The 12,687-nt window shown below is 67.7% G+C and carries 9 protein-coding genes; 7 read left to right on the top strand and 2 right to left on the bottom strand.

Features of this window, described 5'->3' with window-relative positions:
- Positions 1 to 102 precede the first annotated feature (102 nt).
- The 3 genes from KEG38_RS41030 (at position 103) to KEG38_RS41020 (ending at position 4,713) form a co-directional block, all read left to right on the top strand.
- A complete protein-coding gene (locus tag KEG38_RS41030) occupies positions 103 to 1,347 on the top strand; it encodes a DNA polymerase IV (protein WP_272425968.1) in 1,245 nt (414 codons plus the stop codon).
- Positions 1,348 to 1,717: 370 nt separating this feature from the next.
- On the top strand, positions 1,718 to 2,371 hold the full coding sequence (locus tag KEG38_RS41025; RefSeq protein ID WP_272425966.1) for a succinate dehydrogenase/fumarate reductase transmembrane subunit: 654 nt from the start codon (positions 1,718 to 1,720) through the stop codon (positions 2,369 to 2,371).
- A 395-nt stretch (positions 2,372 to 2,766) separates the two neighbouring features.
- Positions 2,767 to 4,713: a hypothetical protein gene (locus tag KEG38_RS41020; protein ID WP_272425965.1), complete on the top strand. Its 1,947-nt coding sequence runs from the start codon at positions 2,767 to 2,769 to the stop codon at positions 4,711 to 4,713.
- Here KEG38_RS41020 and KEG38_RS41015 read toward each other — a convergent pair whose 3' ends face one another.
- On the bottom strand, positions 4,714 to 5,547 hold the full coding sequence (locus KEG38_RS41015) for a hypothetical protein (RefSeq protein ID WP_272425964.1): 834 nt from the start codon (positions 5,545 to 5,547) through the stop codon (positions 4,714 to 4,716).
- Between the two features lie 513 nt (positions 5,548 to 6,060).
- Positions 6,061 to 6,798 (bottom strand): hypothetical protein, encoded by a 738-nt coding sequence (locus tag KEG38_RS41010; RefSeq protein ID WP_272425962.1) that lies wholly within the window; start codon positions 6,796 to 6,798, stop codon positions 6,061 to 6,063.
- Positions 6,799 to 7,201: 403 nt separating this feature from the next.
- Between KEG38_RS41010 and KEG38_RS41005 the strand changes: the two genes are divergently transcribed.
- The 4 genes from KEG38_RS41005 to KEG38_RS40990 all read left to right on the top strand — a co-directional run bounded on the left by KEG38_RS41005 (position 7,202) and on the right by KEG38_RS40990 (position 12,618).
- Entirely contained in the window at positions 7,202 to 8,326 is a 1,125-nt protein-coding gene (locus KEG38_RS41005; RefSeq protein ID WP_272425960.1) for a tetratricopeptide repeat protein, read from the top strand.
- A gap of 166 nt (positions 8,327 to 8,492) precedes the next feature.
- Positions 8,493 to 9,467 carry a hypothetical protein gene (locus KEG38_RS41000; protein ID WP_272425958.1) on the top strand — a complete coding sequence of 325 codons (975 nt, stop codon included), beginning with the start codon at positions 8,493 to 8,495 and terminating at the stop codon, positions 9,465 to 9,467.
- Between the two features lie 72 nt (positions 9,468 to 9,539).
- A complete protein-coding gene (locus KEG38_RS40995; protein ID WP_272425956.1) occupies positions 9,540 to 10,529 on the top strand; it encodes a hypothetical protein in 990 nt (329 codons plus the stop codon).
- Positions 10,530 to 10,569: 40 nt separating this feature from the next.
- A complete protein-coding gene (locus tag KEG38_RS40990; RefSeq protein ID WP_272425954.1) occupies positions 10,570 to 12,618 on the top strand; it encodes a PEP/pyruvate-binding domain-containing protein in 2,049 nt (682 codons plus the stop codon).
- The last annotated feature ends 69 nt before the right edge of the window (positions 12,619 to 12,687 follow it).

Raw genomic sequence — 12,687 nt, 5'->3', positions numbered from 1 at the left:
GAAGCAACACCGGGGCCCGCCCCTACGCGCGGGCGTGCCCGGCCATGTTTTTCGGACACGAACATTCTCGCGGCGGCTCCGGCCATGTCATACCGTGGGCCCATGAGCCGGGTCGTCCTGCACGTCGACATGGATGCGTTCTACGCCTCCGTCGAGCAGCGGGACGACCCACGCCTGCGTGGCCGCCCCGTCATCGTCGGCGGACATCCGCGCCGCGGCGTCGTCTGCGCCGCCTCCTACGAGGTCCGTCGCTTCGGCGTCCGCAGCGCCATGCCCATGGCCCGCGCGCTCGTCCTCGCCCCCTCCGCGATCGTGGTCCCCCCGCGCTTCTCCGCGTACGTCGAGGCGAGCGAGCAGATCCACGCCATCTTCGAATCCGTCACCCCCCTCGTCGAGCCCCTCTCGCTCGACGAGGCCTTCCTCGACGTCACCGCCTCCCGCGCGCTCTTCGGCACCGGCGAGGCCATCGCCACGCACATTCGCGCGCGCATCGCGGACGAGCTTTCCCTCCCGGCCTCGGCCGGCGTCGCCTCCTCGAAGCTCGTCGCCAAGATCGCCTCCGACCTCGCCAAGCCGAACGGTCAGCGGATCGTCGCGCACGAGGACACCACGCGATTCCTTGCGCCTCTGCCCGTCTCGCGCCTTTGGGGCGTCGGGCCGAAGACCGAGGAGATCCTGCGCGCGCAGGGCTTGCACACCATCGGGGACGTCGCAGCGCGGGACCCCGTCTCGCTCGGAGTCCTGCTCGGCAAGCTCGGCCCGCACATTCATGCCCTCGCGACCGGCCACGGCGACGATCGCCCCGTCGTCCCAGACCGCGAACAAAAATCCCTCGGAGCCGAGGACACCTTCGAGGAGGATCTCCAGGGCATCGCAGCCCTCACCCCGCACATCCACGCGCAGGCCTTGCGTGTCGGCCGTCGCTTGCGCCGCGCGGGGCTCGTCGCGCGGGTAGTGGTCCTCAAGATCAAGCTCTCGGACCACACCCTCGTCACGCGCCGGACCACGCTCGACGAGCCCACCGACGACGGCCAGATCCTCCACCGCGCAGCCCTCGCGCTCCTCGACGGCCTGCCCATGTCGCGCCGCGTCCGCCTCACAGGCGTCGCAGCCCACGAGCTCAGCCGCGGCGGGGGCCAGCTCGCGCTCTTCGACCAGGGCGCGCAGCGCTCGAAACGCCTCAACCAGGTCCTCGACCGCATCGCCGACCGCTTCGGCTCGGCCGCCGTCGTCCCGGCCGACGTCGCAGGCCTCGGGCAGGGCGGCGCGGACGACGAGGCCCGCCGGAAGGTCGGCGCAGCGCAGTTCGACGCACCCTCACGCCTCCCCCGGAGGGAGCGGGGCTGAGCCGCCGCGCCGGGGCGCCGCCCCGGACCCCGCGGGGGCTATCCGCCCCTCGACCCGGACCAGGCACGGCCTGGACCGAGGGTGGAAGAACTGCGCGGTGCGCAGTTCTTCCAACGGGCCCGTTGGACCGCCTTGCCGGCTGAAACGTCAGCGCCGCTGTCTCGGCAGGCAGGGCGCCGCCGGTCTTGAACCCCGGCTCGTTCGATGAACTGCGCATCGCGCAGTTCATCGACCCCGAGTCCAGCGCTTGCGCTGGTCCGGGTCCAGGGGCGGATAGCCCCTGGTGGGGTCTGGGGCAACGCCCCAGCGAAGCGCCTCCTGGATGAGACCTCCTCTTGTCATTCCTGCCCAAAGCTACTAAGGCGACCGCATGTCGGCCGAGACCCTCGATGCTTCTCGCGGCGCGCGTAGGACGTTCGTCGCCTCGCGCCTCGGATCGCTCCTCGCCTTGGCGCCGCTCGGCGTTTGGACCGTGAACCACGTATGGGACAACCTCGCGGCCTTCCAGGGCGCCGAGGCGTGGCAAACGTCCGTCACCCAGCACGCGCACCCCGTCGCGCATGGGATCACGCTCCTCGTCGTCCTCCTGCCCCTCGTGATCCACACGATCTGGGGCCTTGGCCGGCTCAAGAGCATGCGCCCGAACAACGAGCGGTATGGCTACTTCGCCAACCTCCGCTACATCCTCCAGCGCGCGAGCGCCATCGGCGTGCTCTTCTTCCTCGGCGCGCACATCTGGCTCGCGATGCTCCGCCCGCGGCTCCTGCTCGGCCATGCCGAGGCCTTCTCGGACATCGCGCACGAGATGCACCACCACATGCCGACGCTCGTGGTCTACATCCTCGGCACCCTCGGCGTCGCGTATCACCTTGCGAATGGCATCGGCACCTTCGCGATGGGCTGGGGCCTCGCTGCGAGCCGCAAGTCGGTCCGCACGATCGAGCGCCTCTCCTACCTCGTCTTCGTCGTTCTGCTCGCCATGTCCTGGGGCGCCATCTACGCGCTCTGGCGCGCCGGTACCTGACGCATTGGTCTCTTCTTGGGGCCGCCGCGCCGGGGCGCCGCCCCGGGCCCCGCGGGGGCTATCCGCCCCTCGACCCGGACCAGGGCAAGCCCTGGACCATTTGGGAAGAACTGCGCGATGCGCAGTTCTTCCCACAGGCCGGTGGCAAGACCAGGCACCGCGTTGCCGGTCGAAGCCGTCTCGCTTGGCAGGGTCGCCGCCGGTCTTGCCTCGACCTGTTCGATGAACTGCGCATCGCGCAGTTCATCGACCCCGGGTCCAGCGCTTGCGCTGGTCCGGGTCCAGGGGTGGACAACCCCTGGTCGGGGTCCGGGGTGAAACCCCGGCGCTACGCTGCGGAACACCCTCTGAGATCGTTGTCACGAGCCTGGCCGCTCCGTTAAGGTGGCCGGGCCATGTCCTTGAAATACCTGGGCGCCCGTGTGCCGCGCCCCCTCCTTGCCTACACCTTCGCCCACGCCCTCCTCCTCGCCGGTTGCGGCGGCGAAGACGCGCCCGTCTTCACCGCGCCCGATCGCGCCGAGGGCGCACGCGCGCCCCTCACGGCCCCCTGTGGCGACCCGGACGACCTCCGGTGCCTCTTGCCTTGGCCCTCCAGCGCCTTCCTCGCCGCGGACCCGGCCACCGCCACTGGCGTCCGCCTCCACGTCGAGGCCACGAGCCTCCCGGTCGAGGACGATCCCCGCTCCCTCGCCCTCGCCGACGGTTTTTCCCGCGTATCGCCGCTCGCCATTGGCTTCGCCGGCCCCGTCGCCGTCCCCGCGGCGGCCTCCTTCACCGAGGGCCCGGTGCGCCTGCTCCTCGCGCAGCACGACCATGCGCGCCGCGGCGAATCCGTCCCCGTGCGCCTCTCCACGATTCCGGGCGAGGATCCGGCCACCGAAACGCTCGTCCTCGGCTATCCCATGCGCCCGCTCGAACCCGGCGCCGATTACGTGGCCGTCGTGCTCGACGACCTCAAAATGGAAGACGGCGCCGCCATCGAGCCGACCCACCAAACCCGCGTCGCGCTCGGCCTCGCGACCCCGGCCTCGCAAGCCGAAGCCGATCTGCGCGGCTACCACGCCCCGACCCGAAAACTCCTCGCGGAGGCGGGCATCGATCCGGCCCGCGTCGTGCGCGTCTTCGATTTCACGACCCGCTCCGGCGACGACCCCACGAAGCGGCTCACGGCCATGCGCAAGGCCGCGATCGACGCCGTCGCCCAGGGCACCGTCACCGTCGAAGTCGACTCCGTCGCCTGGGACCCGAACCCGTCCGTCGCGGCCGTCGTGATGGGCCGCCTCGTCGGGCTCCCGTCGTTCCTCGAAGACGACCTCGACCTTTCGGTCGACGCGGCCGGCGATGTCGTCGCCAAAGGCACGCACGAGGCGCCTTTCCGCGTCATGGTCCCGGCCGGCAGCGGCAATTACCGATTCGTCATGTACGGCCACGGCATGGGCGGCGATGTCGACGACAGCTCCTTCGACCAGGAGCTCGGCCAGAATGGCATCGGCAAGGTCGGCATTCGTTTCGACGGCTGGACGGGCGACGACGTCATCGAGACGTTCGTCAACATGAAGCGCATGGCCGAGGCCACGCACCGCTCCACGGCGCGGCTCATGCAAGCGATCGCCGACGGCGCGGGCGTGCAGGCGGCGATGAACACGACGCTCCGCGAGCTGCTCTCGGGCCCCACCTTCGACGGCGGCGCGAATCCGCTCATCGGCCGCGAGCCCGACGGCAGCATCCCGGTCTGGGCAGGCGGCTCCCTCGGCGGCACGCTCGGCCTCGTGTATGCCTCCGTGGACCCCGACATGCATTACGGCGTCCTCAACGTCCCCGGCGCCGGCTGGACCCATTTCATTCCCGGCTCGAACGTCTACTCCACGGTCCGCGGCCTCCTCCGCCCGAGTTATGGCGGCAACCTCGACGTCGGACATGCGCTCGCGCTGAGCCAATCGAACTGGGACGACGTCGACGGCTCGATCTGGGCGGATCGATCGCCGGACGAGCCCACGGCCTATCTGATCCAGGAGAGCATGGGCGACCCCATCCTCCCGAACGAGGGCACGGCATTGCTTTCGGTCGCGGTCGGCGCGGGCCAGGTGGGCGAGGTCTTGAGCCCGATCCTGGGCGTCGAGACGGCCGCCGAGATCGTCGGCAAGAGCGGGCTGACGCAATTCCGCACGACGGACATGGATGCGTACGGCATCCACGGATTCGCCGCGGAGGGCGGCCCCGCCGGGGACGCGGCGCGCCAGCAGATCACGACGTATCTAAAATCGGTCTGGGCGGGTCAGCCCAAGATCACGGTGCCGGAGGGCTGCACCGGCGGAAGCTGCGACTTCACGAAGAAGTGATCACTTCAAGACGAGTTTCCCCGCCTTCGTGAGACAACTGAACGTCTCATTGTTCGGCGGGGTACCGTCGTCGTCGCAGGGCGGGGGTACGTCGAACGCACCGCCGACCGGCGCTTTCGGATACCAACAGACGCCGTCGAGGTGACGAACGAGATACTTTTCGTCGCCCTCCGAGGCGTTCTCGATCTCCCAGTCGGTCGAATCGTACACGATGATCGAGCCGCTCTCGCAGATCTCCTCGGCCCCCTTCACGTGCTCCTTTTTCCAGATGGGAGCGGGCTTGTTACCCTTGGCAGGCATGCGGTCACAGGGGACGATCTGGCGGGCGCCGTCCAATCGCTGCGCGGACATGCTGCCGAGGTTCCGGAGGGGCATGACAGTCGTGGTCCACTCCGTCCCCGGGCGCTGCTCGCCGGCCCTCACGTAGAGCGAGGCATACCCACACGCCTCCTCGGTCGAGCCCTTCTTACGGATGGCGTCCCGCATCTGCCCGCATTTCCGCTCGGCATCCTCGACCTTCATGGGACCCTCGACAGTCTCGACGGTCCACGCGTCCTCGAAGGTCCCGTGGGTGGCATCAGAGCAAGCCTGCGCCTGGACGATGGCATTGAAGTAAGCCTCCATCGAGGCAAAGTCCGTCTTCGATGCCTCGACGGTGGCATTGTATTTCTTCGCAAAGTCCGCGAGCCAAGCCTTGCCTTCCTCTGTCGCCGCGCCTCCATCGGACGTCGCAGCAGCGATCAGCGCCTCGCAGCCGAGCGGCCCCGCACACGCGAGCAAGAGGAACAGCGGCCCCAGAATCCCGCTCCACCGCGTCGAGATGGTACGTTTCATTATATCACCCAAATTTCCGTTCGATTGTACGAGATACCCGTCAGCTCGTTGACACCGTGGGCGTCTATCACGCCCCCCGGCTTTATGGAAGAACTGCGCAACGCGCAGTTCTTCCACCCCGCGTCCAGGGCTTGCCCTGGTTCGGGTCGAGGGGCGAACAGCCCCCGCGGGGCCCGGGGCAGCGCCCCGGCGCGGCGGCCCCAAGCAAGGCAACTTGACCACCCCGCCCCCCGCTCGATCGCACCTCGACAGGAAGCTCATCCCTCTGAAGCACGCTCGATCGGGCATCCACCATGAACCCGATCCCGCGGCCCCCCGACCGCTCGCACACCGGCGTGACCTCGTTCCCCCCGACGTGCGATCCGTCGCACATGCACCATGAAGGCGACTACCCCGACGCGCGATCGATCGCACGCCGGGGTAGTCCCGATGCCCCCCGATGCCCGCTCGCTCGTCCTTCGAGGTGATCGTCTTCCCTCCGAAGCGCGATCGAGCGGACCCGGGGGGTGATCGTCAGTCCGTGCCCGCCTCGGAACCCTTGGGCGCGGGGGCTGCCTTGCTCGCGATCGCGTCCGCGCGCATCTGGGCGAGCTGGTCGAACAAACCGAACACCCGCGCGTCGAGGTCCCTCGGCAGGGCCGCGTTCACGGCGATCTCGTCGCCGAGCGCCCCGCGGAAGCGGCCCAGGACCGCCAGCGTCGACGTGCGAATCCGACCCGCATCGCGGCGCGTTCCCGTGTCAGCATCCGCCCGCTGGCTCAGAAGCGCGCCGATCTGCTCGGCCGCGCCCACGTACCCCTCGGCCCAATCGAGGAGCGTGAGCCCCTCCGCGATGGGAATGAGCTGCAAATCGGCCTTCAAGTCATCGATCTTCTTCCGATGCTCGATCGCCGCGTGGACCTCTTGCACGTAGGTCGCCTGCAAGTCGTCGAGCTGCGGAATGAACGCCGCCCGCACCCGCCCGACCGCCGCCCGCACATGCGCCGGCACCTTGGGGCACCGTTCATACGCCTCCGTCATGTGCCAGATCGCCGAGCCGAACCCATCGTGCACGTCGTCGGCCTCCGCCATCGACTCGGCGAGCGGCTTGCCCCCCGTGAGCGCCCCCGGGAGCGCGTCGATCTGCTGCTTCTTCGCAAGGAGAATCGACTCGTACGTCTTGCCCGCACCAGACAGGACCAGCGCCGCATGACGCTCACTGAACAGGTCCGCCAGCGCAACCTTGAGAGCCGCCAAGGACAGATATCTCATGCCAACGGACGTTACAGGCAGTGAGCCGGAAAACGCAAGAAGGAGTGCAAACTGGGGCGCCGCGCTGGGGCGTTGCCCCAGGCCCCACCAGGGGCTGTCCGCCCCTGGACCCGGACCAGCCAGGGGCTGGACCCGGGGTCGATGAACTGCGCGATGCGCAGTTCATCGAACAGGTCAGACCCCGCCAGCCAAGACAGCCGCGCTGCCGTTTCGACGGGCAAGGCTGTCTTACCGGCCCGTTGGAAGAACTGCGCGGAGCGCAGTTCTTCCACCAAAGGTCCAGGGCTTGCCCTGGTCCGGGTCGAGGGGCGGATAGCCCCCGCGGGGCCCGGGGCAGAGCCCCGGCGCGACGGCCCCAAGAAGAGACGCATGCTCAGGGCGCGTACGTGTAGAATGCTGCGCCATGACGAGCCAAGGCAGAGCCCCCAATGCGACGGCGCGTGCGTGCCTCGACAAGGCTGCGCGTGAGATTGCGGCGAATCGGCCGCGTGAGGCTTATGCGCTTGCGGACCAGGCGATCGAGGCGGATGGGGATTGCGCGGCGACCCTTGGCGAGGCTGGGCGGTGGATGCTCGAGGCGGCTTTGTTTTTTGACGAGACGTGGGTCGCGCGTATGGTTGGGCGGGCCGAGTTGGTTGTGCTCGAGGCGCTTGGGCTCGACTGGAGCTTGCCTGTGGCGCGCGAGACGATCGGGAAGATCTCCGCGGTCCTCTGCAGGGTGGACCGGCCGCACCGCCCTGAGGTGCTCGAGCTCTTGAACCTCGGCAACGAGTGTTTCATGGCGAGCCGGTTTGCTGAGGCTGAGCCTTATTTTGTGCGGGCGACGAAGCTTGATCCCACGGATGCGACTGCGCACAAGTACCTCGGCAACACCTACTACAACCAGAAGCGCCTTCCCGAGGCTGTGTTTTGCTTCCGCCGCGCGACGGAGCTCGATCCGCTCGATCCCCAGGCGTTCAAGTTCCTTGCCGACGCGCATTTCATGCGCGAGGAGCATAAGCTCGGGTGGCATGCGCTGTATGGCGCGATCGCGGCGAACCCGCGGTACTGGTCGGCGTGGCTTATGCTCGATCGGCTGCTCGCTCAAAGTGGCGTCAAGATGCGCCGCTTTTTCCCGCGCCCGGCGGCGTTGCCGGACTTCAAGACGAAGACCATCATGGTCTACCCGTCGGCGCACCCTGCCACGGCCGAGGCGTGGAAGCACCATGCGGCCGCTTGGCTCGGGGGGGCTGCGTCGAACGCGTCACGGTATGCGTGCGCGCTCGATGCGATTACGCGGATGACCGAGTTCGTCACCTGGCTTCGCCAGAACGATGAAGCCTCGTTTCGCGAGCTCGACTTCGAGCTCATGCTCTTGCCCGAGCTCGCCAAACGGGGTGATCTCCGGCATGTCGTCCTCGTGCTTTGTTATGAAGAGTCGTTCCGGCCCGAGCTCGAGGCGTATAAGCAGCAATGGGCGAAAGCGACGGGGGATCCGATCGAGGCGGTGCAGAATTTTCTCGTGCGCACGCGCCTGCGGCCGTTGTAAGGCGGGCCCAAGAAGCGTTAACAATCGCTAACGAGAACACAACAATAAGTTCACCGGATTGGCGCACTGTCGTCACATGACGACGCTTACGCCTGGCTTGCCTCGAAATGTCCGGAAGAATCCCCGCGCGCGGCACGCTGCCGCTGCTTTCGCCGGACTGTTTTGCTTGCCGCTCCTCGCCTGCTCCACCTCTGAGGGCGGGAACGCGTCCGGGTCTGGCGGCAATGGTGGCGCGGGCGGCGGCCCGCCGGATGCCGAGCCTGGCGACTCTTCCATTCTCGTCGGCTCGTTCCAGGTGCGCCTCGTCGCGCCCGTTCCTGCGTCTGGGAATACGCCGGCGACGCCGGGGAGCACGGCGGTGCTCGGCAAGGTTTACGACGGCCCCACGCCCTCGCAGATCATCTGGGAGGAAGCCGCGAAGGAAGGCGCTTGCAAGCTTTCTACCCCGCGCGTCCCTTTTTGCAGCCAGCCTTGTGGCGGCAGCGCTGCCTGCGTGGAGGACGATCAATGCCAGAATTATCCGCTCGCGCACGGCGCCGGCAAGGTCACGGTCAAGGGCCTGCACACCGAATCAGGTGAGGATGGCTTCAGCATGGATCCCGTGGTGAACGCCTATCAGCCGCCTGCAAGCGTAAAACTCCCCTACCCCGCGTTCGCCGAGGGAGACGTGATCTCCTTCCAGGCGGCTGGCGACTACTTCAGCGCCTTCACGCTCGAAGCCGCCGGCATCGCTCCCCTTGATCTCACCAGCGAGACGCTCACGCTCGAATCCGGCAAACCGGTTTCGCTCGCCTGGGCTCCGCCGACGAAGACCGGGAGCTCTCGCATCTACGTAAAACTCGACATCAGCCATCACGGCGGCACGAAGGGTATGATCGAGTGCGATGCCGACGACACCGGATCGCTCGAGATTCCGGCCGCGCTCCTCACAAAACTCCTCGACCTTGGGGTCGCGGGGTACCCTTCCATCGTCGTCGCTCGGAAATCGACGGGTTCCGCGACCATCAAAGAGGGCCGCGTCGACCTCGTCGTCACCTCGTCGATTGAAGAGGCCGTGCAGATCCCCGGGCTCACGTCGTGCACGGTCGACGAGGATTGCCCGAGCGGTCAGATTTGCCAGGCCGATCTCACCTGCAAATGAATTTCCTCCGGATGCGGTGCATCCGAAAAATACGCTGGAACGAATCCAGCGAGCTCTAGAAAGGAGCTTGTCATGAACGCACACCGATGGGCGTTGCCCCTCTTGGGCAGCGCGGCGCTCTCGTTTGTCGTGGGTTGCGGCAGCAGCAGTGGTGATGATCTCAACCTCGGAAACGGCGGCTCCGGGAGCAGCGCGTCCTCCGCGTCCGGCGGCAATGGCGGCACGGGCGGCGCGGGCGGCACGGGCGGCGAAGGCACCGGCGGAAGTGGTGGAGGCAATGGCGGCAGCGGCGGCGACGCGGGGGCCGGCGGCGGCGTCCCGACCGAAAAATTCAGCTTTTTCGTGACGAGCTTGCGCGCCTTGCAGGAGCTCTCGGGCAGTTCCGAGGGGTTCGGCGGCGATCTCCGCTTCGGCGAGACGGGCGCCGGCGCCGGGCTCCGCGGCGCCGACAAGATCTGCGCGACGATCGCCGAAAAGAGCATGCCGGGCGCGGGACAGAAGCCGTGGCGCGCGTTCCTGAGCGCCACCGCGGGCGAGGACGGGCAGCAGGTCGACGCCAAGGATCGAATTGGCGAGGGGCCCTGGTACGACCGGCTCGGGCGATTGCTCGCGGCGAACAAGACCGATCTTCTGCAGGAGCGCCCGGCGGGGGCCGACGCGGCGATCATCAATGATTTCCCGAACGAGGACGGCGTCCCGAACCACCAGCCCGATCCGAATCAGGGGCAGGTCGACAACCACGACATGCTCACCGGGACGAACGCAGAAGGCACGCTCTTCAGCGCGACCGCGACGTGCAAGGACTGGACGAGCAACCTCGGCGACCTGGCGAGCGAAGGCCGGCCGCGCGTGGGGCATTCGTGGCCGCGGTTCGGCGGCGGCGGCGGCCCGGGGCCGGGCGGCGGGGATGGCAGCATGGCGAACTGGATGTCCTCGCTCAACGAGTCCGGCTGCGCGCCGGGCGTGAACCTCATCGAAATGGGCGGGCCCCTGCCGGGCGCGGTCACCGTGGGCTCGGGCGGCGGATACGGCGGCTTCTATTGCTTCTCGCTGGTCCCCTGAGGCTCGCGGCTCGACTTCAGCTTTCTTCGGGAGGAAAACCATGTCTTTGCACAAACGCGCCGCCACGGCGCTGGGTCTCGTCTTGTTCGTCGCCGCGCTGCCGCTTGCGTGCAGCGACACCGCCGCGCCTGCGGGCCCCGTGTTCGAATGTAAGCTCGCGAGCGGCAGCGAATCCCCGGAGTTCTTGCAGGTGATCGGCTGCAACGGGGATTTCCAGGCGCTCGCCTCGGAGCCCCTCCGCGCCGACCTGCCGGGCGCGCGCTCGGTCAAGGTCGTCCTGGATCAGGCCGACGAGAATGCGCTCTACTTCCAGAACAGCGTCCTCTACAAGATCCACTACGAGTTCGCCTCGAAGCACCTCTCGGGCAATGACCTTCCGCTCGTGCCCGAGCTGTCGAGCTTCAACGCGACCGAGTATTACACGCCCGATCGCCGCTTCCTGCTCGGCGCGGTGACGTACTACGAGGGCCCGAAGGTCTGGGCGCTCGAAATCGCCCCCTACGACACCGCCTCGGCGGCCATGATCACGACGCTGTACAAGACGGTCGCGAAATCGGCCTACTTCGGCGGAAACCTCTTCTTCCACCCCACGTCGGACGCCGTGGCGGTGGAGGCGGACAAGCTTGGCGCCGACGTCCCCGTGAAGACCACGGACGAGCTTTATGCGGCGATCGATTACCAGCCGCTCTCGCTCGGCTCGGCCATGGGCCGGCTCCGCTTCCTGAAGGCCGCGGACCTCGATACCGAGTACGTCTCCCACGAGGACATCGTGGTGCTCGACGAGGCGCCGAACGACATCTCCGTCATCCAGGGTCTCGTCACGGAGGAGTTCCAGACGCCGCTCTCTCACGTCAATGTGCTCTCCCAGAACCGAGGCACGCCGAACATGGGGCTGCGTCATGCCATGACGAACCTCACGCTGCGGGGGCTCGAAGGCAAATTGGTCGAGCTCACGGTGGGCGCCTCCACGTGGACCGTCCGCGAGGTCACGCTCGAAGAGGCCCAGGCCTTCTGGGACGCGCACAAGCCCGAGCCCGTCGTGCTCCCGACGCTGGATCTCTCGGTCACGGGCCTGTGGGACCTCGAGGACGTGACGCCCGAGCCGGCGGCGGGCGCGTCCTTGCGGGACGCGATCAAGAAATCGGTGCTCGCGTTCGGCGGAAAGGCCGCGCATTACTCGATCCTCGTCCGGACCGAGAACGTCCCGATCCAGAAGGCCTTCGCGATCCCGGTCTATTACTACGACCAGTTCATGAAGCAGAACGGGTTCTACGATCAGATCGACGCGCTGCTCGCGGATCCCACGTTCCAGGCGGACGCGGCCGTCCGCGATCTGAAGCTTTCGGACCTGCGCAAGGCCATGGAGGAGGCTCCCATCGACGCCGCATTCCAGACGCTCCTCCAGGAGAAGATCGCGGCCGAATACGGGACGCACAAGATGCGCTTCCGCACCAGCACGAACAGCGAAGATCTCGAGGGCTTCCCCTGCGCCGGTTGCTACGAGTCGCATACGGGCGACCCGACCGACTGGCCGGACGTGCTCGACGCCATCCGCGAGACCTACGCGAGCGCCTGGCTCTTCCGCACGTTCGAGGAGCGCAGCTATTACGGCATCGATCACAAATCGATCGGCATGGCCCTGCTCGTGCACCACAACTTCCCGGACGAGGAGGCGAACGGCGTGGCCGTCACGGCGAATCCGTTCGACGAGGCGGGGGTCGATCCCGCATTTTACGTGAACGTCCAGTATGGCGGCGACGTGGAGGTCGTGGCCCCGCCGCCCGGCGTGACCAGCGATCAGTTCCTCTACTACTTCACGCAGCCGAACCAGCCGATCACGTACCTCACGCATTCGAGCTTGCTGCCCGGGGGCGAGCGTGTCCTCACGACGGCGCAGATCCATCAGCTCGGCGTGGCCCTCGACGCCATCCACGCGCGCTTCTCCCCCGCGTATGGGCCGGCCGCGGGGAACAACGGCTGGTACGCGATGGACATCGAATTCAAGTTCGACGACGAGGCCGCCCCGGGCGAGACGCCCACGCTCTACATCAAGCAAGCACGCCCCTACCCCGGCCGCGGGAACGAGTGAGCGCGACGTTCCCGACGCCGCGAGATTCGCCTGCTTAACAATCGCACACGATCCTGTAACATCAGCGCC

It is taken from the genome of Polyangium jinanense (assembly GCF_028435265.1).
Taxonomy (GTDB): domain Bacteria; phylum Myxococcota_A; class Polyangia; order Polyangiales; family Polyangiaceae; genus Polyangium; species Polyangium jinanense.
This window is presented reverse-complemented; position numbering and strand designations above follow the sequence as displayed.